19 protein-coding genes are annotated in these 22,828 nt (G+C 71.4%); 9 read left to right on the top strand and 10 right to left on the bottom strand.

The features are described 5' to 3' along the window. Positions 1-37: 37 nt before the first annotated feature. The gene (locus tag J2S42_RS06650; protein WP_307236267.1) at positions 38-1,405 is read right to left on the bottom strand and encodes an Nramp family divalent metal transporter; all 1,368 of its coding nucleotides are present in this window, start codon (positions 1,403-1,405) and stop codon (positions 38-40) included. Positions 1,406-1,414: 9 nt separating this feature from the next. Continuing rightward, positions 1,415-2,254: a shikimate dehydrogenase gene (locus J2S42_RS06655; protein WP_307236269.1), complete on the bottom strand. Its 840-nt coding sequence runs from the start codon at positions 2,252-2,254 to the stop codon at positions 1,415-1,417. Positions 2,255-2,341: 87 nt separating this feature from the next. On the opposite strand from J2S42_RS06655, the gene J2S42_RS06660 reads away from it, so the two are divergent. The 3 genes from J2S42_RS06660 to J2S42_RS06670 all read left to right on the top strand — a co-directional run bounded on the left by J2S42_RS06660 (position 2,342) and on the right by J2S42_RS06670 (position 5,416). Further along, the gene (locus J2S42_RS06660; RefSeq protein WP_307236271.1) at positions 2,342-2,974 is read left to right on the top strand and encodes a TetR/AcrR family transcriptional regulator; all 633 of its coding nucleotides are present in this window, start codon (positions 2,342-2,344) and stop codon (positions 2,972-2,974) included. Positions 2,975-2,983: 9 nt separating this feature from the next. After that, positions 2,984-4,768, top strand: a complete 1,785-nt coding sequence (locus tag J2S42_RS06665) for a sugar phosphate isomerase/epimerase and 4-hydroxyphenylpyruvate domain-containing protein (protein ID WP_307236273.1) — start codon at positions 2,984-2,986, stop codon at positions 4,766-4,768. Between the two features lie 84 nt (positions 4,769-4,852). After that, the gene (locus J2S42_RS06670) at positions 4,853-5,416 is read left to right on the top strand and encodes a DUF3421 domain-containing protein (RefSeq protein WP_307236275.1); all 564 of its coding nucleotides are present in this window, start codon (positions 4,853-4,855) and stop codon (positions 5,414-5,416) included. On the opposite strand, the gene J2S42_RS06675 is transcribed toward J2S42_RS06670, so the two are convergent. Continuing rightward, on the bottom strand, positions 5,417-5,848 hold the full coding sequence (locus J2S42_RS06675; protein ID WP_307236277.1) for a hypothetical protein: 432 nt from the start codon (positions 5,846-5,848) through the stop codon (positions 5,417-5,419). Positions 5,849-5,895: 47 nt separating this feature from the next. Then, positions 5,896-7,005, bottom strand: a complete 1,110-nt coding sequence (locus J2S42_RS06680; protein ID WP_307236280.1) for a PIN domain-containing protein — start codon at positions 7,003-7,005, stop codon at positions 5,896-5,898. Between the two features lie 130 nt (positions 7,006-7,135). On the opposite strand from J2S42_RS06680, the gene J2S42_RS06685 reads away from it, so the two are divergent. Beyond that, positions 7,136-8,305: a hypothetical protein gene (locus J2S42_RS06685; RefSeq protein ID WP_307236281.1), complete on the top strand. Its 1,170-nt coding sequence runs from the start codon at positions 7,136-7,138 to the stop codon at positions 8,303-8,305. 106 nt (positions 8,306-8,411) lie between these two features. Next, the gene (locus J2S42_RS06690; protein ID WP_307236283.1) at positions 8,412-9,014 is read left to right on the top strand and encodes a hypothetical protein; all 603 of its coding nucleotides are present in this window, start codon (positions 8,412-8,414) and stop codon (positions 9,012-9,014) included. Between the two features lie 411 nt (positions 9,015-9,425). Here the strand turns inward: J2S42_RS06690 and J2S42_RS06695 are convergent, their stop codons facing one another. The 5 genes from J2S42_RS06695 to J2S42_RS06715 all read right to left on the bottom strand — a co-directional run bounded on the left by J2S42_RS06695 (position 9,426) and on the right by J2S42_RS06715 (position 14,060). Further along, complete coding sequence (locus J2S42_RS06695; RefSeq protein ID WP_307236285.1) at positions 9,426-10,772, bottom strand: hypothetical protein; 1,347 nt, start codon at positions 10,770-10,772, stop codon at positions 9,426-9,428. Next, positions 10,769-11,536: an ATP-binding cassette domain-containing protein gene (locus J2S42_RS06700; protein ID WP_307236288.1), complete on the bottom strand. Its 768-nt coding sequence runs from the start codon at positions 11,534-11,536 to the stop codon at positions 10,769-10,771. Before J2S42_RS06700 ends, J2S42_RS06695 begins: the two co-directional genes overlap by 4 nt. A 286-nt stretch (positions 11,537-11,822) precedes the next feature. Continuing rightward, positions 11,823-12,629, bottom strand: coding sequence for a zf-HC2 domain-containing protein (locus tag J2S42_RS06705; protein WP_307236290.1), 807 nt, complete (start codon positions 12,627-12,629; stop codon positions 11,823-11,825). Beyond that, on the bottom strand, positions 12,626-13,168 hold the full coding sequence (locus J2S42_RS06710) for an RNA polymerase sigma factor (protein WP_307236292.1): 543 nt from the start codon (positions 13,166-13,168) through the stop codon (positions 12,626-12,628). Before J2S42_RS06710 ends, J2S42_RS06705 begins: the two co-directional genes overlap by 4 nt. Before the next feature lie 103 nt (positions 13,169-13,271). Further along, positions 13,272-14,060, bottom strand: a complete 789-nt coding sequence (locus J2S42_RS06715; RefSeq protein ID WP_307236294.1) for a M15 family metallopeptidase — start codon at positions 14,058-14,060, stop codon at positions 13,272-13,274. An 854-nt stretch (positions 14,061-14,914) separates the two neighbouring features. Between J2S42_RS06715 and J2S42_RS06720 the strand changes: the two genes are divergently transcribed. Beyond that, on the top strand, positions 14,915-15,355 hold the full coding sequence (locus J2S42_RS06720) for a hypothetical protein (protein WP_307236296.1): 441 nt from the start codon (positions 14,915-14,917) through the stop codon (positions 15,353-15,355). On the opposite strand, the gene J2S42_RS06725 is transcribed toward J2S42_RS06720, so the two are convergent. Continuing rightward, complete coding sequence (locus J2S42_RS06725) at positions 15,342-16,580, bottom strand: IS701 family transposase (RefSeq protein WP_307248643.1); 1,239 nt, start codon at positions 16,578-16,580, stop codon at positions 15,342-15,344. The two genes, J2S42_RS06720 and J2S42_RS06725, sit on opposite strands and share 14 nt — an antisense overlap. 178 nt (positions 16,581-16,758) lie before the next feature. Here J2S42_RS06725 and J2S42_RS06730 point away from each other — a divergent pair, with 178 nt between their 5' ends. The 3 genes from J2S42_RS06730 to J2S42_RS06740 all read left to right on the top strand — a co-directional run bounded on the left by J2S42_RS06730 (position 16,759) and on the right by J2S42_RS06740 (position 22,686). After that, a complete protein-coding gene (locus tag J2S42_RS06730) occupies positions 16,759-18,108 on the top strand; it encodes an aKG-HExxH-type peptide beta-hydroxylase (RefSeq protein ID WP_307236298.1) in 1,350 nt (449 codons plus the stop codon). Positions 18,109-18,153: 45 nt separating this feature from the next. Further along, positions 18,154-21,396 (top strand): FxSxx-COOH system tetratricopeptide repeat protein, encoded by a 3,243-nt coding sequence (gene fxsT / locus J2S42_RS06735; RefSeq protein ID WP_307236300.1) that lies wholly within the window; start codon positions 18,154-18,156, stop codon positions 21,394-21,396. 135 nt (positions 21,397-21,531) lie between these two features. Continuing rightward, the gene (locus tag J2S42_RS06740) at positions 21,532-22,686 is read left to right on the top strand and encodes a diguanylate cyclase domain-containing protein (protein ID WP_307236301.1); all 1,155 of its coding nucleotides are present in this window, start codon (positions 21,532-21,534) and stop codon (positions 22,684-22,686) included. The last annotated feature ends 142 nt before the right edge of the window (positions 22,687-22,828 follow it).

The raw sequence follows: 22,828 nt of genomic DNA on the forward strand, positions 1-22,828 counted from the left end.
CCCGCCTGTCCGTCCTAGGAGGCTGGCATGAAGAAGGTCAGAGGCGCTGGAGCTGGGTCACGACCATCGCGATCGCGAAGAAGCCGTAGAACGCGATCGCGACCAGCATGCCGCCGAGTCGCCAGCCTCTCAGGCGTACCGGTGCGGGCAGGCCCGTGCTGTTGAGACGGACCAGCAGGATCGAGTAGAGCAGCGTGACCACGGACGCGGCGCACGTGGAGACGATCAGCAGGGCGAGCGGCTGGGTGAAGCCGGCCAGCAGGATGATCGAGCCGAGCACGATCTCGGTCCAGACGACCAGCAGGTAGAGGCGGGGCTCGGTCCAGCGGGTGGATGCGGGCAGGAACGCACGGTGCACGAAGTCGGCGGTGAGCCGGCCGATCACGTCGAGCAGGCCCATCGCGGCAGCCCAGAGCGAGACCGCGGCGATCGCGAAGAACAGCAGCTTCAGCCAGACGCCCACCCGGTCGGCCAGCACGTCGCCCTCGATCCGCAGGAACGACGGGTCGCTCTTCAGGTCGTCGCGGCCGGCCAGCGTCTCGTACGCCAGCAGGCTCATGATCGTGATGGTGATCAGGCAGACGACCACGAACGTGACCAGGTGCTCCACGTTCGCGCGGCGCCACCAGACCCGCCAGCGCTCCAGGTTGGCCGAGGACTCGGACAGGTCGAAGCGGTCCGCGCCGGCCGGTTCCGGACGGCCGGTGATCGGCGAGATCAGCCGCGGTACGTGCGCGCCCATCCCGTACCCCTTGTCGCGAATCCAGTTGCTCAGCACCAGGTTGTGCACTCCCCCGGCGCCGGCCGCGCCGATCGCGCTGAGCAGCATCACGAACGTGATCTCCGGCGGGATGCGGCCGAACTCCACCACCGCGGCCCGCGCGCCGGAGCCCCAGGTGGACAGCGAGATGACGAAGACCACCACGACGAGCAGAAAGAACAGCGTGAGCAGCACCTTCACCGTCTCGACGCGCTCGACCGTGGTGTAGACGACGCGGGACACGGACAACAGCACGCCGATGGCGACCAGGACCAGCACCGTGATCCAGACCGGGTCGCCGCCGCCGATCAGGTAGGTGAAGACCGTGGAGCCGCTGGTCGCCCAGCCGGGCCAGACGTACTGGAACGCGCCGCCGAGGCAGATCAGCACGCCCCAGCCGGTCCACCAGCGGGAGAAGCCGGCGACCACGGTCTGCCCGGTGGCCAGCGTGTACCGCTCGATCTCCATGTTGATGACGAACTGCACGGCCAGCGTGCTGATCGCGAGCCAGAGCAGCCCGAGGCCGCCGAGGACGGTGAGGTACGGCCAGAGGATGATCTCGCCGGCCGCCATGCCGATGCCGACCGCGACGACGCCGGGGCCGATCATCCGCCGCAGCGGTACGGGAGCGGGCAGGTCAGTCATGTCGCACTCCTAGGAGAGCAGAATGTCCAGGTGGCGCAGCATCCGCGCGGTGTCCGCGGTGCGCCCGGTGAAGAGTTCGAACGCGGCGGCGGCCTGGTACGCGCACATCGCGGTGCCGCCGAGCGTGCGCAGGCCGGCCGCGCGGGCGGTGCGCAGCAGCGGCGTGTGGACCGGCATGTAGACGATGTCGGCGACCCACAGGCCGGGGTGCAGCAGCTCCGCCGCGAGCGGCAGGCCGGGGTGCCGGTGCATGCCGACCGGGCTGGCGTTGACCAGCCCGGTGGCCGGTGCGATCGCGGCGGGCAGCTCGTCCGGAGCCGCCACCGCGATCCGGTCCGCGTCCGCGTGCAGCGCGAGCGTCTCGGCGAGCAGCCCGCGCCGGTCCAGGTCCGGGTCGACCACGGTGAGGTGCCCGACGCCGAGGCCGAGCAGCGCGTGCGCGGTGGCGGCGCCGGCGCCGCCCGCGCCGAGCTGCACGACCCGGGTGGTGTCCACATCGGGCAGCCCGGCGCGGAAGGACTCGGTGAAGCCGTATGCGTCGGTGTTGTGCCCGTGCCGCTCACCGTCGCGGAACACGACGGTGTTGACCGCGCCGATCGCCCTGGCAGCGGGCGACAGCCGGTCGAGCAGCCCGATGACGTGCTGCTTGAACGGATGGGTGATGTTGAGCCCGGCGAAGCCGTCGCGTTCGGCGTCCTCGAGCAGCCGGCCGAGCGTGGCCGGGGTGCCCGCCCGGTCCACGTCGATCAGCTCATAGGTCAGGTCGAGGCCCTGCCGACGGGCCTCGGTCTCGTGCAGCGCGGGCGAGAACGACGCGTCGATCCCGGCGCCGATCAGTCCACACCGCATCATTCGACCCCTTTGAATGTACGAACTGGTACGTTAGTTATCCGGGTCACATCGAGCGGTGTCAAGGGGGCGGGCAGACTGGACCTCATGGAAGAGACCGTGGAACGCCGCCGGGACGCCGCGCGCACCCGAGCCGAGATCATCGACGTCGCCACGGACGAGTTCGCGCATCGCGGCTACGCCGGTGCGCGGGTGGACGAGATCGCGGCCCGCACCCGCACCACGAAGCGGATGATCTACTACTACTTCGGCGGCAAGGAGCAGCTCTACCGCGCGGTGCTGGAGCGGGCGTACGCCGAGATCCGGGCCGCCGAGCGGGCCGTGGACGTCGAGCACCTGGAGCCGGTCACCGCGGTCCGGCGGCTGGCCGAGGTCACGTTCGACCACCACGAGGCGCACCCCGCGTTCATCCGGCTGGTCGGCGTGGAGAACGCGCAGCAGGCCCGGCACGTCGCGCACGCCGCACGAATGACCGACCTGAACAGCTCCGCGGTGGACCTGCTGCGCGGCGTGCTGGAGCGCGGCCAGGCCGGCGGCGTGTTCCGCACGGACGTGGACGCGCTCGACGTCCACCTGATGATCAGCTCGTTCTGCTTCTTCCGGGTCGCGAACCGGCACACGTTCGGCGCGCTCTTCGACCGCGACCTGCTGGACCCGGCCCGCCGGGAGCACTACCGCACCATGCTCGGTGACCTGGTGACCGGATATCTACTGATCTAGGGGTACGGAATGCGGCGGTCGATCGCGACGGTGTGCGTCTCCGGGACGCTGGACGACAAGCTGACCGCCGCGGCGGCGGCCGGGTTCGACGGCATCGAACTGTTCGAGAACGACCTCGTGGTCTCGCCGTGGTCACCGGCCGAGATCCGGGACCGGTGCGCGGACCTCGGCCTGTCGATCGACCTCTACCAGCCGTTCCGCGACTTCGAGGCCGTACCGCGGGAGGCTCTTGAGCTGAATCTGCGCCGGGCGGCGCGCAAGTTCGACGTGATGGCGGCGCTCGGCGTGAACACCATGCTGGTGTGCTCGTCGGTGTCGCCGGACGCCCGCGACGACGACGCGCTGGCCGCGGAGCAACTTGCCTTACTGTCCGCTCAGGCGGCCGAGCGCGGGATCAGGATCGCCTACGAGGCGCTCGCCTGGGGCCGGCACGTGTCCACCTGGGATCATGCCTGGCGGATCGTGCGGGCGGCGGACCACCCCGCGCTCGGGCTGTGCCTGGACTCGTTCCACATCCTGTCCCGCGAGGTGAGCCCGGACGGCATCGCGGGCATCACGCCCGGGAAGATCTTCTTCGTTCAGCTGGCCGACGCGCCACACCTGCGGATGGACGTGCTCCAGTGGAGCCGCCACCACCGGCTCTTCCCCGGTCAGGGCGCGTTCGACCTGCCCGGCCTGATCAGGACCATCAAGGCCAGTGGGTACGACGGACCGCTGTCCCTGGAGGTGTTCAACGACGTCTTCCGGCAGTCCGACCCGGCACGCACCGCGGTCGACGCGATGCGCTCGCTGATCGCGCTGGAGGACCGGGCCGGCCTGCGCCCACTGCCGCTCGCACCCGCGCTGCGCGGTCACGCGTTCACCGAGTTCGCGGTGGACGGCGGCACCGGACCGCAGCTGCGCGAGGCGTTGCGCGGCCTGGGTTTCGCGCACACCGGCCAGCACCGGACCAAGCCCGTCGAACTGTGGGAACAGTCAGCCTGCCGGGTCGTGCTGAACAGCGCGGTGACCCGGCCCGGCGTCGCGATCAGCGCGATCGCGGTCAGCACCGACGACCCCGCGGCCGCGCTGCACCGGGCGGCCGCGCTGCGGGCACCGGCGCACGTCAGCGCGCACGGCCCACGCGAGATCTCGCTGGCGTCCGTCACCGCACCGGACGGCACTGACGTGTTCCTGACCGGCCCGGCCCCGGACTGGCGCGCGGACTTCCTGCCGACCGGCGAGAACGCCGGCACCGGGCTGCTCGACACCGACCACGTCGGACTGACGCAGCCGTTCGATCACTTCGACGAAGCCGGGTTGTTCTACCACTCGGTGCTCGGGCTGGACCGGCTCGCGACCGCGGAGTTCGCCGCGCCGTTCGGGCTGATGCGCTCGCGCGCGCTGGTCACGGCCGGCCGGCAGGTGCGCCTGGCACTGACCGTCGCGCTGCTGCGCCGCGGCGAGTGGGCGCCCGGCGTGCCGGAGCCGCAGCACGTCGCGTTCTCCACGTCGGACATCCTGGCGGTGGCCGCGCGGGTGCCACGGCGGCTGGCGATCCCGGACAACTACTACTCGGACCTCGCGGCCCGGTTCGCGCTGGCGGACGAGGCGGTCGAGCCGCTGCGCCGGCACGGCATCCTCTACGACCGGGACGCGCACGGCGGCGAGCTGCTGCACTTCTACACGCCGGTGCACGGCGGCCGGGTGTTCTTCGAGATCGTCGAGCGGCGCGGCGGCTACGACGGGTGCGGCGAGGCGAACGCGCCGGTCCGGATGGCCGCCCACCGCCACCTGCGCCTGTCCGGCCGTTGACGACGCCGGTGCCGTTCTTTTGATCTTCATCGCTATCCTGCTGCCGCGGGCTCACCGACGAACCCGCTCGGCGCGAGGAGTGAGATGACGGACTATCGGTGGGAGACCGCGTCGGACGGGCGGATCCCGGAGGGTGCGATCCCGCACGGGTACGACGACGACGGCTCGCCGCTCTGGGTGTGCCGGGTGCGGCTGCACGGCGGGCTGCACCCCGGCAAGGTCCGGCCCGGGCTAGGCCTGGCCGGCGTCGCCTGGGGCGGCGACGAGATCGGCGTGCCCGGCGAGTACGAGGTGCTGATGGACCGCGGTATCTGGGGCGTCGCGGTCGGCGGGCACGTGCCGGACGACGCGTACGAGGCCGGGCACGAGCACCACGGCGTCCCGCTCTACGTGGCGCGCGCGTCGATCGACGGCAACAACCTGCAGCTCGGCAAGGTGCGCCGGGAGTTCGGGGCGGCGAACATCGGCTACGGCAACGAGGAGCACACCGTGCACGCGTACGAGGTGCTGCTCCGCCCGGACGCACCGATCTTCGCGTCGCACACGGGCTCCGCACCGGGCCCGCGGCCGGTCACGCCCGCGCAGCCGGCCGCGGTGACGGTGGACGGCAGGCGGGTCACCGTCACGGTCACGGTCGACCTGGGCTGATCAGGTGGTGTAGGTGCCGTTCCACGGCTCGGTGAAGCCGAGCCGGTCCGGGTAGAGCTCGGCCCACGGGCCGCGCCGCTCGTCGGACTCGTCCACCAGCGCGAAGAGGACGCCGTCGTGCTCGAACCGGAACGGCCGCACCGCGATGTTCCCGAACCGGATCCGGTGCAGGCCGGCCAGCAGGCCGGCCAGCACCCGCTCCGCGCCGTCGGAGTCGGCCAGCACCGCGGTGCGGGCCAACAGCCGCACCCGGGTCTCCCGGTACCGGCCGTCCGCGTCGAACAAATGCACGTACGCGTACCACGCGGGGCCGGCGCCGGGCCGGTACGAGCCGTGCACCGCCGCGTAGAACTGGCCGTCGGCGTACCGGCCGATGGTCTGGGTGCGATGCTCCGCCTCCCACGCGATGGGGATGCGCCGCGGCACGGGCATGCCCGAATGCTAGTGATCGCCGTCACAGATCAGCTCAGCCATTCGGCTCAACCCTGAGCGCCCTCCGGCGGGGTCAGCAGGTAGTCGTCCGCGTCCGCGTTCCACTCCAGCGCGACCGCGCCGCTGGTCGCGGCCGCCTTGCAGAACTGCAGGAACGAGCGGTACCCGAGCTTCTTCTCGCTGAACCCGGGCGCGACCTTGCGGACCCGGTTCTTCAGGCCGGAGAGCGCGACGGCGCCGTTGCCGGTGGACAGCTCCCGCACGACCGCCCGCAGCACGCCGAACGCGGCCTCCCGGTCGCCGTGCTCCGGCAGGCTGACCTCGGGGTCGCCCTTGGCCGAGCCGTCGCTCAGCTCGACCACGTTCTGCTCGCGCAGGTGGCGCAGCAGTTCGCCGAACGCGCGGAAACCGTAGTCGGCCTCGCTGAACGTGGGGTCCTTGCGCAGCAGCGTGCGCTTCAGCGTGGACGCGGTCACCGCGCCGTTCGCGCTCTGCTGCAGACCGGTGACGGTCTGCGCGACCAGCGTGGCGAGCGTGTCGGCGTCCCGCGCGGGCGCCTCCGCGGCGTCCGGCGCGTCCGGCGCCACCTCCACGGCCACGTGCACCTCGACCGGCTCCGGCTCGGCCGGGGCGACCGGTTCCGGGGCCGGGCGGCTGCGCTTCGGCCGGGCCGGCGGCACCTCCACCCCCTCCAGCCGGTCGTAGTAGAGGAACTCGTCACAGGCCGGTGGCAGCAGCCCGGACGTGGACCTCTGCACGCCCACGCCGATCACCCGCTTGTTCAGCTCCCGCAGCTTGTGCACCAGCGGCGTGAAGTCGCTGTCGCCGGTGCAGAGCACGAACGTGGAGATGTACGGCCGCTCGAACGCCAGCTCCAGCGCGTCCACCACCATCTTGATGTCCGCCGCGTTCTTCCGGGACGCGCCCATCCGCTGCGGGATGTCGATCAGTTCCACGTGCGACCGGGTGAGCATCCGGCGGTCGTCGTCGAAGTACGACCAGTCCGCGTACGCCTTCCGCACCACCACCCGCCCGCGCTCGGCCAGCGCGTCCGCGACCGGCTTCAGGGCGAACGGAAGCCCGCCCAGGTGCTCGCGGGCCCCGATCGCCAGATTCTCGTAGTCGAGGAACAGGGCGATGCGCTCTTCATGATCCACGCAGGTCAGCGTACGCCCGGGGCGCGGCGCCCGCGCTCCCCGTCGAGTGAGAACACGATTTCACGCACGTGCTGTTGATCCGTGGCGGCCTTCCGTGCGTGCCATCTGATGGGCGACAACATGCCGGCGGATGGGAGTCACGGTGACGCAGGGCGGCGGGGCAGCGGAGCAGAGGTCCTGGGAGGTCGCGACGGCGGCGCAACCGCCGGTCGCGGACCCCGGCGACGAGCCGGAGAAGCAGCCGGCCGGGTGGCCGTCGATCGCCGACTACTGGCCGGACGCGCCGCACCGGATCGGCCCGGAGGCGGACGTCTACCACCTGGACGACGCCGCGCCCCCGGCAGCGGTGCCGGCGGCGGACGACACCGAGGTTCGGGATCCGTTCGAGGATCTGGTGCTGGCGGAGGATCTCGTCCATCCGCCCGCGGACGGTGACGACCTGCACTGGAACGGCGAGACCGCGGCGGTGCCGGCGGCCCGGCGCGGCGGGCGGGTCCTGGCCGGCGTCGCGATGGCGTTGCTGCTGCTGGTCGGACTGACCGCGCTGATCGTGGTGCAGCTGCCGAACGACGCCACGGACCAGGGCACGACCGCCGCACCGGCCGTGCCGGACGAGCGGGCCCCGGAGACCACGACGCCGGAGGAGACCGCACCGCAGGAGACCGCACCGGCTCCGGAGGCCGGCGGCGGGCGCACCGCGTCCGCGCCGCTGGACGGCCGGGAGGAGGCCACGTTCGCGCTGCTCAACGACGTGACGATCCTGGCCGTACGGACCACCTCGCTGGACGGCGACCTGTTCCGGATCAGCGCACCGGAGCGGAGCGGCGTGCTGCCGAACGCGGTCACCGAGGACGGTGAGGTGCGGCTGTTCCTCCAGCCGAGCGGCAACGCCGACGCCACCGCAGAGGTGGAGGTGCTGCTCAGCGACGAGGTGCGCTGGTCAGTGCGGCTGCTGGCCGGTGTCGACGAGGGCGCGGTCGACCTGAGCGCGGCCCCGGTCGCGGAGGTGACGCTGGCCGGCGGCGCCACCAGCATCGACCTGAGCCTGCCCGCGCCGGACGGCACGCTGCCGATCTCGCTCACCAAGGGCGCCAACCAGCTCACGGTACGGACCCCCGCGCGTGCCCCGGCCCGGGTCGCGATCCGGCAGGGCGCCGGCACGGTGGAGATCGACGGCGCGTCGAAGAACGGCATCGCGAAGGGTGAGGTGTTCCAGTCCCGCGACTGGCAGGCCGCCACCGACCGCCTCGACCTGGACGCGTCCGCCGGGCTCGGCACGCTCCGGATCGAGGCCGCCTGACCGGGGCGCGCACCTCTCCGGTACGGGGTCGGCTCCCCCGCCGGCACGACGCGCGGCCCGTTCCTCGCCGGTAGCGTGGCGAGCGTACGCGCGGGACGAGGAACAGGTGAGCGACGTGACGGACGGCCGGCCGGTGCGCGCGCTGTGGTGGGTCGGGCTGGGCTCGGCGGCCGGGCTGCTGCTGGTCGTCACGGCCACGCTCAGCGCGGACGTCTACGGCCTGCCGGTGCTCGTCGCGTTCGGCGCTGCGACCGCGGGCTGCGCCGCGCTGCCGCTGGTCCCGGTGCGACCCCGGCTCGCCGCGGCGCTGCAGTTCGCCGCCGTGCTGGTGTTCGCCTGGACGCAGCCGGTAGACGAGCATGCGTGGCCGCTCGCCGTACCGGTGATGGTGGTTCTGATCTTCTACGTCGGCCTGGTCGGCCTGTGCCGTCCATGGCGCGAGGCGGTGGCGACGTGGTGGGCGTCCGCGCTGATCCTGATCCTGCTGGCGATACTCGACCCGCGCGGGCGCAACTTCGACGCGGCCGACGAGACGCTGGTCGTCTACGCGACGAACTCGGCGCTGGTGCTGTTCGGCGCGATCGCGTGGCGGCAGCGCGCGCTGATCCGCCGGCAGCTCGCCGACGCCCGCTGCGCCCGGCGCCGGGCCTGCGCGACCTGGACGAGCTGGCCGTCTCCGCCCGGCGCGGCGGCATCGCGGTGCAGCTGACCGTACCGTCCGAGGTGCGCGACCTGGCCATCCCGGAGTCGGTCGGCGTGGCCGCGTTCCGGATCGTGCAGGAGTCGCTGAGCAACGTGGTGCGGCACGCGCCCGGCGCGGACACCCGGGTGCGGGTCGCCGCGACCGCGCGGGAACTCACCGTCGAGGTGGTCAACGACCGCGCGCGCCGGGCCCGGTCAGCGTGCCGCGCACGGCTTTGGTATCCATCGCGGTCACGCTATGGACCGGCCTCCGGCCGCGTCGTCCGGCGGCGGAGCCATACCCGCTACCCCGGGAGAGCTACGCCGCCCCCGAGTCGCGCGCGGTGTGGCGGCGGCGCACCCCGGAGTCGCGGATCCGCTCCCGGCGACGCCCGATGCCCCGATGCGGGCCGAGCGGTGCCGGGAGCGGAGAACCCGGTCAGGCGGTGCCGGTGAGGATCTCGAACAGGCCGGCGCGGCACTGGAGGCCGGCCTGGCGCAGCGCGGCCACGCGGGACAGCTGCTCGGCCGGTGGGATCGCGTGCAGTGCGTCCCAGGCCTGAGCGGTCGCCACGCGGTCCTCGTCCAGGTAGGTCACCGGTGGCGCGGACCGGCCGAGCAGCCAGGACGCGGCGACCGCGCGGGCGGCGCGCTGGCGGACGTCGGCCTCGCGCGTGGTGTAGTCCTCGCAGCGGAGCGTGCCGGCGCCGTCGAGCAGGTCCTCGACCAGCGTGGGACCGCCGGTGACCAGCGCGCCGGTGCCGTCGACGGTGAGGCGTACCCGTACCGTGGACGGATCTTGAAGGGTCTGCACGCCGAACGCGTGCTCGTCCTGGATCAGCGCGGACGGCGCGTCCGGCAGCCGGCTCAGCGCGGTCAGCGCCTCCCGGGCCGGGCCGGTCAGCTCCGGCAGCGTCTTCGCGTAGGCGCGGGTCACGCACACCCGCGGCGTGCCGTCCGCGCAGACCTGCGCGGTGGCGCCCGCGTCGACCGTCGTCGCCCGCGCGGCCGGTGGCAGCACCAGCAGCGCGGCGGCCAGACCGGCGGCCAGCACCGCGGCGCCGGGCACCAGCGCGGCCGGGCGGGGCCGCGACGGCAGCGCGTAGCACAGGAAGCCGGCCGTGCCGAGCGCCACGAACCAGATCGTTTGGCCCGCGACGGTGGCGGCACCGAACCGGAGGAACTCACCGGCGGTGCCGCCCTCCGGCAGGTACGACGGCAGCAGCGCGAACGCGCGGGCCGGCCGGTCCTGGGCCAGCACCTCCAACGCGAAGAACAGCACGGCGGAGACCACCAGCGTCGCCGGGACCGTCCACAGTGACGGCAGCAGCCGCCCGAGCGCGAGGCCGAGCAGACCGGCCGCGGCCAGGCCGAGCGCGCCGGTCAGCAGCGCCCAGGGCCAGCCGGACGGCCAGTACGTGTCCGCGTCCAGCACCGCCAGGCCGAGCGTCTGCCCGAGCGCGGCCAGGTAGACCACGGCCAGCCCGGCGCCGAGCAGGACCGCCCGCAGCGCCAGCCGGGACCGGGGGCGGCGGGACGTGACGCCGATCAGTTCGGTGGTGCCGGCCGCGCCGTCCCGGCGGCCGATCCACACCCCGGCGGTCAGTGCCAGCGGCCAGAGCAGCGCCAGCGCGGCGCGGTGGCCGAGCACGGTCGCGTTCACCAGGCCGGGCCAGCGCGGGTCCATCCCGTCCGAGGTCATCGCCCAGGACGCGAACAGCATCGCGACTATCAGCCAGGGCAGCAGCGTGCGGCGCAGTTCCAGCAGTGTCAGGCGGATCGTCATCGGAGTACCTCCGCGTACCCTCGCTCGTAGGTGCTCGTCATGCCGTCGTCGCCGGGCTCGGCGCGGGCGGCCAGCTCCGCGGGCGTGCCGCGGAACGCGACCCGGCCCTCGCGCAGCACGATCAGGCCGGTGCAGGCCGCGGCCACGTCCTCGATCACGTGGGTGGCGATCACCACGCAGGCGGTACGGCCCAGGCCGCGCAGCAGCGTGCGCAGCTCCTGCCGGTTGCCGGGGTCGACGCCGGAGGTGGGCTCGTCCAGGATCAGCAGCCCCGGGTCGCCGACCAGCGCCTGTGCCAGCCCGACCCGGCGGATCATGCCGCCGGAGAGCGTGCGCAGCTTCTCGTCCGCGCGGTCGGTCAGTCCACACTGGTCGATCGCGCGCTGCGCCGCGGCCGGGATGTCGTGCGCGGGCAGCTCCTTCAGCCAGGCCAGGTACTCGACGAACTCCCGTACGGTGAAACGCCGGTAGTAGCCGAAGGTCTGCGGCAGGTAGCCGAGCCGGCGCCGGATCTCCCGCAGGTCGCCACCGGCGTGGACCGGCTGACCGGTCAGTTCGAGCGTGCCGGCGGCGGGTGGGGTGACGGTGGCCAGCGCACGCAGCAGCGTGGTCTTGCCGGCGCCGTTCGGGCCGAGCACGCCGTGCACGCCCGGTCCCAGGTCCAGGTCGACGCCGTCGACGGCGAGGCGGCGGCCGGCGCGGACCGACAATCCCTCCGCCCGGATCGGCCATGCGGCCGGCCGGTCGTCTCCTATCGCACGCATCCTTCTCCTGTCCGGTTCTGTCGTTCTGGGCGGCGCTCGACGGCGCCGGTGTCGGTTCGTCCATGTCGCTTCGGGGGTGCCGGAAGCGTGGTCGGTGGCGGTGGGTCCGCTTCACGGGTGACGGCTTCGCTGCGGCAGGCCACTCCTGCTACGCCGGTTCCGGCGGTGCACCGGATTCCGCGGCGCGCGCCGGTTCCCGCGGGCGCCGCTTCCGGCGGTAGGGCCGCTGATCCGTGGCGCGGTCGGCGACGCCGGGAGCCCGCACGGCCCGCGCGGTGGGCCCGGTTCACCGGGCGAGGCGGTAGCGGTCGCGGAAGCGGGCCAGCACGGCCGTCGCCGCGACCGCGACCGCGAGCCAGGCCGGGGCCGCCGCCGGAGCCAGGACCACCGGGTCCCGCGCGTCGGCCAGCGTGGGCACGACCACGGCCACCGACCACAGCGCGGTCACGCCGACCGCGGCGCGGCCCACCCCGGTCAGCGCGCCGGCCGCCAGCACCACGGCCGTGAACGCGAGCCCGGGCAGCAGCCAGCGGGCCGGGGACGCGCCGACCGCGAGCCCGGCCAGCGCCACCGGCGGCAGCGTCACCAGCAGCGCCACCAGCGTGCGGCGCAGCACCAGCGTCAGCCCGGCCTGCGGCGTGACCGCGACCAGCGCATGCGCCGGGTCGGTCCACCGGTTCCAGGAGACGGCCACACCGAGCACCGGCACCAGCGGCGCGATCAGCAACAGCAGCGGCGGCATGTCACCCGGCCCGGCCGCCTCGAGCAGCGTCGCGGCCAGCGGCACCGCGACCGTCATGGCCAGCCAGGGCAGCACCGCCGGCACCGCCCACCGGGCCAACGCCCGGCGTGCCCGGTGCCGCAGCCCCCAGAGCCGGCCGTGCCCCGGCCCGAGCCGCGGCCCGACCGCCACGCGCACGGACTCGACCAGCACCGGAAGCACCGGATCGGCCTCGATCACACGCGTCATCCGCGCCCGGCACGCCGGGCAGCGCTCGAGGTGCGCCTCCAGCACCCAGAGCGTCTCCTCCGGCAGGTCGTCCCCGGTGGCGTACCGGGTGAGAAGGTCCTCCGGGACACACACGTCACTCACGACAACGCCCTCCGCAGCTCGATCCGGGCCCGGCGCACCCGGGTCTTCACGGTGCCCTCCGGCACGCCCAGCAGTGCGGCCGTCTCCCGCGCGGTCAGCCCGTCCAGGACCATCGCACGCAGCACCGCGCGCAGTTCCGGCGCCAGCCGCCCGAGCGCCGCCGCGAGCGCCGCGTCCGGGATCACGTCCAGCACCTCGTCCTCGGCCGCCGGCGCGGTCGCCCGCGGCGGCTCACCGGCCAGCGGCACCTCGTCGTGCCGCGCCTCGCGCCGGAACGCGTCCACCAGCCGCCGCGCCGCGATCGTCCACAGCCAGCCGGCCGCGCTGCCACCCATCGGATCACCCACGTACCCCGCCGCAGCCCGCCAGGCCGCCACGTACGAGTCCTGCATCACCTCGGCCACCAGTTCGTCGTCGCGGCAGCGCCGGCGCAGACGAACCGCGAGCCACGGCGCCGTACGCCGGTAGAACTCGTCGAACGCGGCCCGATCACCACGCCCGACCCGGCGCAACAACGCCTCCTCGTCGAGTCCGGTCACTCCCGCACTGTGGTTCACGCCCGGTAGGTCGTCGCCCCGACACGACGGAGATTGCGTTCAGTGGGTGACGTGGGTCACACTCCGGTGGCGGCGCATCGCCGCGTCAGGGCAGTGAGCGGCGCGTGACCGGGAAGTCGAAGTAGGTGTCCGGGTACGGCTCCCCGGCCAGGGTGAAGCGCCACCACTCCAGGTCGTAGTCGGTGAAGCCGGCCGCGGCCATCGCGTCGCGGAGCAGCAGCCGGTTGGCCAGGGCGCGGCCGGTGATCCGCGGGTCGAGCGTGTTCGCGCGCGGGTCGAAGCAGTCGTAGCCGGTGCCCATGTCGACGGTGTTGTCCGGGAACCGCAGCCACACCGGCGCGAAACACGGGATCAATGGCTGGCCGGGGACGTACGGCGGCTGCGGCCGGGCCGGGAGCCGGACGATCGTCAGGTCCACCGTGCTGCCCCGGCTGTGGCCGGACCGGTGTGCGATGTAGCCGTCCTCGAACAGCCGGGTCTTCGCCACCTCCGGGTAGAACTCGCGCTTCGTCAGCTCGTCGCCCAGGTCCTCGGCCCAGGCAGCGAAGTGGTCGACCGCGCGCTGCGGGCGGTAGCAGTCGTACACCTTGAGGGTGTAGCCCGTCGCCCGAAGGCCCGCCTGCACGCGCCGCAGCGCCTCCGCCGCAGGCCGGGTGAGCAGGCACAGCGGCTCGCGGTAGCCGTCGATCGGCCGGCCCACGAAGTTGTGGAATCCGCGGTACCGGATGTCGTGCAGGATCGTCGGGTCTACATCGGACAGACTGACGAAGCCGGCCGGAGCTTGCGGCGGCTGCGGTGTCGCTTGCGCGACGCCGGGCAGCACGGCCAGCAACCCGCCCACGACGGCGGCGAACACGAGGACGCGACGCTTCACGAGAACACCACCCGTCGACCACATTGACTGCCGGTCGTCAATGATGCCGGATCCGCGTTACATCCAGCTACGTCGAATCAGGACGACCGTCGTTGAAGTACGAGACCGGGCACGGGCTGCCGCACCGCCGCGAAGTACCACGATTCCGTTGCACACCCGGCGACTCCGGCCGCAGCCATGGCGCCCTGCCGCAGAATCCAGCTCTCGTCGGGAGCCCGGCGACCAGCGGGCGAAGCGGTCGTACCCCAAACCCGGGTAGAGCCGTTGTCCTTGCAGACGATGCGCCGCGCGGCATGGGGCGAGCGGCCATCCCGGGGTCGGCAAACCGGCGGCACCGCCCCACCCGTCAACCGATCGGCGTCGCAGTCGCATCGTGCAGGCGCGCGCCGCGCGGAACATGTTCGCCGCGATTGAGGCAGAACCGAAACGGAATCATGCTCCAGCATTCAACGGGCAATGTATCGAGCACGACACGATGAGTCGATATCCTGACATAGGTACGGAAAGGTGTATAAGGGACTACCATCAGCGCATCTTCGGTGACCCACCCCCGGCACCACCGAGCCCGAAGCTGAACCATTCCCTCGGAATTTTGCGCCAAGGAGAGTTGATGCTGCCACCTCCCGCAGTCGTCGAACCAGCAGATCATGGCGACAGCAAAATGCGCCTTTCCGACCTCTGGCGACAAGATTCCTCATTCATTTCGGAAGACCCGGACAATGCTCTCCTAGGCTTCCTCGACGGCATTTGCGAAAACATTAGCGAATACAACCCACAGGAGACGAATGATCCGGGCTCTGACATCAATCCGGTAGACGACCGACAGCCATAAGATCACCTACACAGGACCCACGATGACAACCGAACTACCGACTGCGGCACGGGACAGCCTGCTCACGGGGAATCCTACGGAGGACGCCGTTCACCGGCTTATGTCCGCGGAACGCGTCAGACGATCGACGGTAGCGCTGAAACACGTACGGAGGAAGCTCAGCGGGCTCGACCTGAGCCCGCTGCCCGCCGCGGAGGATGCGTTCCGCATTCTGGAGGCGGCCGAGCGGGCGGACGCGGACGCAGCCGACGAGGTGGTGATGTATCCGCACGTGGGAGCGTGGCTGGTTCATCTGGTGAAACGCCTGTACGAGGTCGAAAGACGCGACACACCGCTGTGGCACGACGTCGGCTACCTACATCTTCTTGCCGCTGCGGCAGCCATTCGCGCAGGCATCGACTTCACCCTGTCCGTACCGGCACCCCTAGTACTCCAGCAGGAGATCCGTTTTACGGTTCTGTGAGTGCTTGTCTGGCGTAGTGGCTGATTTTGGCTGAGTCCTGGTGGCGGCGTCTGAAGATGGACCAAGCGATGACGTCGGTGTTGCGTCGTGCGGGGTCGAGGATCAGGGCGTGGAACAGTCGGCGGAGTTCGTTGACGGTGATGTCGATCAGCCCGTCCGGGCTCGCTGTGCTGACTGCTGCGGCTGCGGCGAGGAAGGCGTGGGCGGCGATGACCAGGGTGGTCCAGCGGTGCCATGCTTTCCAGCGGCGGTGCTGGTGTTGGTCGAGTCCGAGGCCGGTTTTGGTGGCCTGGAACGATTCCTCGATGCTCCAGCGGCGGCCGGCGACGGTGACAAGTTGGCGCAGGGCAACACGTTCAGGGCTCCAACAGCGGTAGAAGGCCAGCTCACCGGTAGTGCGGTTGCGGCGGATCAGCAGCCAGTGGTGACCTGCGTGCTGGTCAGCGGCAAGGGGCAGCGTGATGAACGCCCAGTCGTAGTAGCGCTGTCCTTTCGCGCCCGAGCCGCCGGAGATCCGCTGCCAAGCGTGTCTCGGCAGGCCGGTGGCGATCTGATCGGTGCGGTAGGTGCCGAGGCCGGTGGGGACCCGGTGCGAGCAGGCAACGGCGAGGACATAGCCGATCCGCAGGCCGCGTAACGCCGTGGCGAGGTTCGGGTCGCTGCCGTAGGCTTCGTCGCCGGCAACCCACCGGCAGGGCAGTCCACCAGCCACCGCCGAGGCGACCAGCCGACGCGCCAACTGCGGCTTCGTGGCGAAGCCGACGGTGTCCGGCACGCCCGCTTCGAGGCGCCGCGCGGGGTCTTCGGTCCAGGACCTCGGCAAGTAGAGAGCGACATCGACCAACGTGTGCCCGAACGGTGAGGCGTAGGACAGGTGCACCGCGAGCTGACAGTTCTCGATCTTCCCCGCGGTGCCGGAATACTGCCGCTGGACACCGACGGTGTGGGTGCCCTTCTTCAGATCCCCGGTCTCGTCGATCACCAGGATCCCGTCGGGATGCCCGAGCCGGGCCGCGACGAAATCACGGACGTCGGCACGCACCAGAGCGTCGTCCCAGCTGGCTCGACCGATCAAATCCTGCATACCGCCCGGCCCGGCGTCCCCGGCGTGTTCCGCGATCGTCCAGCAGTTCTTAACCGGCAACGGCGCGAGTAGCCCGGCCACGAAGTCGCGGACCCGGCGTCGCGGTTCCGGCCGGACGAAGCGGGTCTCGATCGTGTCCATCAACGTCTCGAACAGCTCCGACCAACGCCGGGCGTCTACTCTGTAGGCGGCAGCCACCGCCGTGTTCTCAGTAGTCCACACAACCGCTGAGCCTCGACGGTGGCTGCTTGCCGTACACGGACAAAACCACACCAGTCACCCAGCTCAGAACGGATCTCCTGCTGGAGTACTAGGCATCGTGGTACTGCCCACGATCGGCACGGCGTCGTTCCCGGAAGCACCCGGGCCTCTTGCCGAGGTGCGCAGAATCGGTGCCGACGCATCCGCCTCCGCCGGCGGGCGGATCATTCGGATTGGCGACGCCGCGGCCGAGGGCTGGCGTTCGACACCCGTGCTTACCGCCGAGGCAGACGGAGCGAACATCCGGGTGTTCCTCGACGACGTCGACCCGTACCGGGATTTCCGGGGCGGGATGCCCCCCAAGCCCCTTCCGGCGGATGACGTGGCGCGATGGCGACAGCTCCTGAAGGGCGCGTGGCCACTCCTCGTCGCCCAGAATCGGCCACATGCGGAGGCGATCGCCGCCGCCGTCATATCGATCGATCCGCTGCCGGCGACCGAGAGTCACCGACCGTACAGCGGCTCGTCGAACGCGTCATTCGCCGGGGTCCGCGCATCGATGCCGAACGACGACGAGCAGTGCGCGGAGACTCTGGTCCACGAGACCCGGCACGTGACGCTCGGCGCGCTGCTGCAGCTGAAGAAGTTCATCGACGCCGACGACGGTCCCCTGCTGTACGCGCCATGGCGTGACGATCCGCGGCCGCTGAGCGGGCAACTACAGGGCGTCTACGCGTTCGTCGGCATCACCGGCTTCTGGCGTCAGCGGTCGGGCCCAGCCGCGACCTTCGAGTTCGCTCTGAGAAAGATGCAGGTCGACCGCGTACTGGCTGCCCTCGGCGAGGAGACGAGGTTGTCGCCGGACGGCCGTGCCCTGATCGCCGGCCTCAGCGGAACTGCGGCCACCTGGAGCACCGAGCCTGTCGCGCCGGAAGCCACACGCCTGGCCGCTGACGCCACCGCTGACCACTACGCGCAATGGCGAATGCTCCACATGCCGGCGCCGCGGGACTGGGTGACAGCCGCGGCGAACGCATGGCGCCACGGTCGCCCGTGCCCGCCCGTCCCAATCGATCCACGCGCGTGCCCGGTGACAGATGTGCGGGCGCGCGACCTTGACGGCAGAGCGATCCTGATCCGGCGCATGCTTCGCGATCGTGCCGAGTTCGACGCCCGGGCCGGGAAGCCCGCATTCATCTCGGAGACCACGCGGGGCACGCTACCGCCCGATGCCGCCCTTTTCTCCGGCGATCCGGAGCGAGCCCGGAACGGATATCTGGCCCGGCTGGCCGACGAGCCCCGGAATCGGCACGCGTGGAGTGGTCTCGGACTCACTCTGCGCGCGCTGGGCGACCCGGCCTCGACGCTGCTGCTGGAACGCCCCGAACTGATCAACGCCGTGCTCGCTGAATGTGCCGGCGCCGGCACAACGGAGCTGGTCGCGTGGATGTGGGCAGCCGCACGATAGTGCACCGACCGGCAGAGTCTCAGTATCATCGATGTCCGAGCCCATGTGGCCGCCACCGGCCCGCCCGGGGAGGAGATCGCGGTGACTTCCCCGTCGCAGCGCCACCTCCATGCCAGAATTCTGGATGACATCGCTGGTGAGCTGCGGCGAAGCGGCCGATTCACCGATCAGACGCAACGCCTTCGCTTGATCAACTCGGTGGCGCATCGGCGAGGGTCGCGGCTACCGGTGGAGGAGATGGAATCCGACCGCCCACACCTGAGTGCGATCGTGCACGCCTGCGCCGATCGGGGATTCCTGCCCGACCTGATCTCCGAGGCCGGCGCGTGGATCAGCGGTGAACCGATGCGACGCCTTCACCAAGCCGATGACGAGTGGCACGCGATCTCCCATTTCTCACCGGCCGCCTGGCAGTCCGTGCGGGAAGCCCTGCATCACCTTCACGCCCGGACTGCCACGGCGATGTACCGCGTCGTAGATCCCCAAGTTCCCCCGCCCGAACACTGCCGCACCGCGTGGCACATGTTCTCCCATCTGGCCGCGTCGAACCGGCACGATCACGGCGTTCCGCTGTTCCTGATTTTTCTTGAGCTCGCCGTCACGCGAATCCCGCTCGATGCGGGAAGAACACTCCGGGAAATCATCACCAACACGGCCGCCAAGTGGAATCTCACCGGGCGTTTCCACCGCTTGTCCCTGGAGCGTAAAAGCGCGATCGACAAAAGCCGCGCTGAAATGGGACGACCGTACGACGATGCCGGCGCCATGCCCTTTCCCGCGGAACGCGAATCGCAACCTAGAGTCAACGTGCCCGCCGTCTGGGGCGATGTCCCACCACGGAATCCGAACTTCACCGGCCGGACCGCTCTCCTCGGCGAGCTCCGGAACCGCTTCGGCCCTGGCACCGAGGCAGTCCTGCCGGGCGCGGTGCACGGCATGGGTGGTGTCGGCAAGACCCAGATAGTCACGGAGTTGGCCTATCGATACGCAAGCGAGTACGACGTGGTCTGGTGGATCCCCGCCGAGGACTCCGCCCAGATCTCGGTCTCGCTGGCGCAACTGGCCCAGCGACTGGAGCTGCCGGTCGACGCCGAGACCGCCGTCGTGCCGGCCGTCAAGGAGGCGTTGCGCGTCGGTCGTCCGTATCCGAACTGGCTGTTGATTTTCGATAACGCCGACGACCCGGAGGACGTCCGGCCGTACGTGCCGCTCGGCGGCTCCGGCCACGTCATCATCACCTCACGTAATCCGAGGTGGTCGTCGGTCGCTACCACGGTCGAGGTGGACGTGTTCCGCCGTGAGGAGAGCCAGGTGCTACTCACCCGGCGGGCACCGGCGCTCACCAGCGAGGAGACCGATTGCCTTGCCGAGGAGCTCGGTGACCTGCCGCTGGCGTTGGAGCAGGCCGCTGCCTGGATGGCCGAGAGCGGCATGCGGGTCCCGGAGTACCTCGGCCTGCTACGTGAGAAGCGGATCGAGCTGATGGAGGTGTCGTCGGCGGGCGACTATCGCCTGCCGGTGACCGCTGCGTGGAACCTGTCACTCGACCATCTGGCCCGCGAGAACCCGTCGGCCATGCTCGTGCTGCAACTCTGTGCGTTGTTCGCTCCGGAGCCGATCCCGCGTTCCTTTCTCGCGGCCGGTGAGCCGATTTCAGCGGCGCCGGAACTGTCTGCCGTGCTGGAGGACCCGATCCGGCTCGGCAACGCGATTCGGCACGTCCACCGGTACGCCCTTGCCCGGATCGACGCCAGAGCGGACACGATCCAGCTGCACCGCCTCGTGCAAGCGGTGCTGGTCGAGCGGATGACGGCAGACGAGCGGTCAGTCATGCGCACGGTCGTACACCAGTTGCTCGCCGCATCGGATCCGCGGGATCCGATGGACCGGACGACGTGGCCGCGCTACGCCGTTCTACACCCGCACCTCGTCGCGTCGGAGGCGACGACCACAGCAGCCGATGACCGGGTTCGCGACCTGGTCGTGCACGTCGCCCGCTACCACCATCATCGGGGTAACCGCCAGGTCAGCCTGGAAATCGCGCAACGTGCCCACGACTCGTGGAGGCAGATCCTGGGTGAGGACGCACCACAGACGCTGCGGATCGCGCACTGGCTGGCATACGTGCTCTACTCGGTGGGCCGCTATCCGGACGCGGCGCGGCTCAACTCCCGGCTGCTGGCGGTGCACGAGGCGACGGCAGCGAAGGACCTGAAAGGCCTGCTGGGCACGCTGCAGGCCATTGCAGCCGATCGGCGCATCGAGGGCAAGTTCCGCGAGTCACTGGAGTTGTCCCGGGATCTGCACGACCGATACATCGAGTCGTACGGCCGGGACGACCCGCTGACGCTCAACGCCGGCCACAACCTCGCGGTCAGTCTGCGCCTGACCGGTCGGTTCGCACAGGCGCGAGAGGTGGACCATTACATTCGCGAGCAGCGAGCACGGCTCCTCGGCCGGACGCACGTGCAGACCATGGTGGCCCACCGCAGCGTGTTGATCGACCGCTGCCAGCTCGGCGAACATCTGGCCGTCCGGGACGAGTTCGAGCTGCTCTCCGCGGCGTTCACCGATCATCTCGGCGAACGTGACATCCAGACGTTGGAGACCCGGCTCCACCTGTCCGTCGCGCGACGGAAAGCTGGTGATCACCCTGGTGCTCTCGCTCTCTCCGCCGACGCGGCGAGGCGTTACGCCGACGCGTTCGGCGCCGACAGCCCGGGCAGCATGATAGCGGCGCTGAACCATGCGCTCGATCTGCGCCGTGCCGGGGAGTGGGAGCGAGCCGAGGAGATGGCGGCGGACAACACCGATCGGTTCCGCACCGTTCTCGGCCAGATGCATCCGTACACGCTGGTCGCCTCCGTCAATCTGGGCATCGTCCTCCGGCTGAGGAACCGGGCGGCGCAGGCGCGGGCGCTCGACTCCATCGCGCTGCCCGCGTTGACCGACCGGCTCGGGCCGGATCACCTGATGACGCTGGGCTGCGCCGTGAACCTGATCGGCGATCACATCGCCGTCGGCGACGTCGAGGGGGCGCGGGCGCTGGACGCCGGGATTCTGGAACGATGCCGCGCGTCGCTGGGCCAGGATCACCCGTCGACGCTGGCCGCCGCGCTGAACCGGGCGCAGGTGCTGCGACTGCGCGGGCTCGAGGAGAGCGCGCAGGCACTGCATAGCGACGCTCTGGCTCGGTGCCAGCGGGTGCTGGGCCCGAATCACCCCGCCGTTCTGGCCGCAGCTCGCCGGCAGGTGGCTAGCTGCGAGTTGGACCCGATGCCGCTCTGACGGCGCACGGCCACCTAACTGCCGAGAGGTTCGTTCTCCGGTCCGAACCGCCCCTCGGGTGGCTCGGATCGCCTGGATCGTGCACGGCACAACCGATAGGCGAGTGTGGTCTGAGCGCACGAAGGGGCATCGACGGTGGTAACGACACGGACGAGCGCGCCGGCGCCGATCGTGCTGTCCCTGCTCGTCGCCGTCGCGCAGGGCGTGGCGCTGGTGGTGCCGGACGTACGGAGTACGATCTTCGGTCTGTTGCTCCTGACCCTCGACGCCCTCGGCGTCGTCTACTCGCTGCGTGCCGCCCGGCACCGGGCCCGGAGCACCTGGCGGCTGGCCGCGGCCGGGCGGGCGCTGTCGCTGCTGACCACGCTCGCGTTCGGCGTGCACGCGGTCAACGGCGCGGTCGCGTTCTGGTGGGCCGGGGTCCTCTCCGGGCTGGGCATGTTCGGGTGTCTGGCCGCGTCCGTGCTGAGCATCCCGGTGCGCCGGATGGAGGGCCGGCAGCGCTGGGCCTTCGCGGCCGAGACCCATGCGGTGTTCAACGGCGCGTTCATGGTGATCTGGTACTTCGCGCTGCATCCCACGCTGCACCGCGGCCCGGCCGGCACCTGGGCGATGGCGATCGGCTACCCGCTGGGCAACCTGCTGCTCGTGGTCGCGGTCTGCGCGGTGCTGTTGCGCGGCGGCGTCACCCGGCTCGGTGACCCGGTCACGACGCTGCTCGGCGGCGTGCTGCTCTACGCGATCACGGACACGCTCTACGCCTCGATCGGCGCGCAGGGCGAGCAGGCCGCGAAGTCGCCGGTCGTCATGGTCAGTCTGAGCCTGGCGTCGCTGGTGCTGACGGTGGCCGCGATGCGCGCGGACGCGGCGGGTGAGCCGCCGGGCCGGCGGCCGAGCGCGCCGGTGCAGTCGCCGTCCTGGTCGGCGTATCTGCCGTTCGCCAGCGTGGCGGCCGGGAACGCGCTGCTGCCGGGCGGCACGACCCGGGGGGAGGAGTTCACGCTCTGGGGCGGGCTGGTGCTGGCGCAGAGCGCGATCATCGGGGCGCTGCTGGTCCGGCAGATCATCTCGCTGCGTGACTCGCGGGAGGCCGCGGTCACCGACGCGCTCACCGGGCTGGCGAACGTGGCCGGGCTCCGTGCCGGCCTGGACCGCGCCACGGCCCGGCACGAGCGGGTGGCGATGCTGGTCGTGGACCTGGACGGCTTCAAGCCGGTCGACGACCGCTACGGGCACGACACCGGCAACACGGTCCTGATCGAGGTCGCCCGGACGCTGCGCGCAAGCTAATTTCCCGTTTCCGGCGTGGTCACCGTCCGCACGCTCCCGCGGGCACCGGTCGGCCGCGGGCGGCCTCCCTGCACGTGAGCGGGTGGTCCCGAAACCCGTGCACCGCCCCCGCACGCCGGCTGGGCACGCCGTGCCCGAGCTC

The organism is Catenuloplanes indicus (genome assembly GCF_030813715.1).
GTDB lineage: Bacteria > Actinomycetota > Actinomycetes > Mycobacteriales > Micromonosporaceae > Catenuloplanes > Catenuloplanes indicus.

Coding starts and splice junctions, on each gene's coding strand:
- J2S42_RS06650 (WP_307236267.1), bottom strand. CDS start 1,405: ATGACTGACCTGCCCGCTCCCGTACCGCTGCGGCGGATGATCGGCCCC.
- J2S42_RS06655 (WP_307236269.1), bottom strand. CDS start 2,254: ATGCGGTGTGGACTGATCGGCGCCGGGATCGACGCGTCGTTCTCGCCC.
- J2S42_RS06660 (WP_307236271.1), top strand. CDS start 2,342: ATGGAAGAGACCGTGGAACGCCGCCGGGACGCCGCGCGCACCCGAGCC.
- J2S42_RS06665 (WP_307236273.1), top strand. CDS start 2,984: ATGCGGCGGTCGATCGCGACGGTGTGCGTCTCCGGGACGCTGGACGAC.
- J2S42_RS06670 (WP_307236275.1), top strand. CDS start 4,853: ATGACGGACTATCGGTGGGAGACCGCGTCGGACGGGCGGATCCCGGAG.
- J2S42_RS06675 (WP_307236277.1), bottom strand. CDS start 5,848: ATGCCCGTGCCGCGGCGCATCCCCATCGCGTGGGAGGCGGAGCATCGC.
- J2S42_RS06685 (WP_307236281.1), top strand. CDS start 7,136: ATGGGAGTCACGGTGACGCAGGGCGGCGGGGCAGCGGAGCAGAGGTCC.
- J2S42_RS06695 (WP_307236285.1), bottom strand. CDS start 10,772: ATGACGATCCGCCTGACACTGCTGGAACTGCGCCGCACGCTGCTGCCC.
- J2S42_RS06700 (WP_307236288.1), bottom strand. CDS start 11,536: ATGCGTGCGATAGGAGACGACCGGCCGGCCGCATGGCCGATCCGGGCG.
- J2S42_RS06720 (WP_307236296.1), top strand. CDS start 14,915: ATGACAACCGAACTACCGACTGCGGCACGGGACAGCCTGCTCACGGGG.
- J2S42_RS06725 (WP_307248643.1), bottom strand. CDS start 16,580: ATGGACACGATCGAGACCCGCTTCGTCCGGCCGGAACCGCGACGCCGG.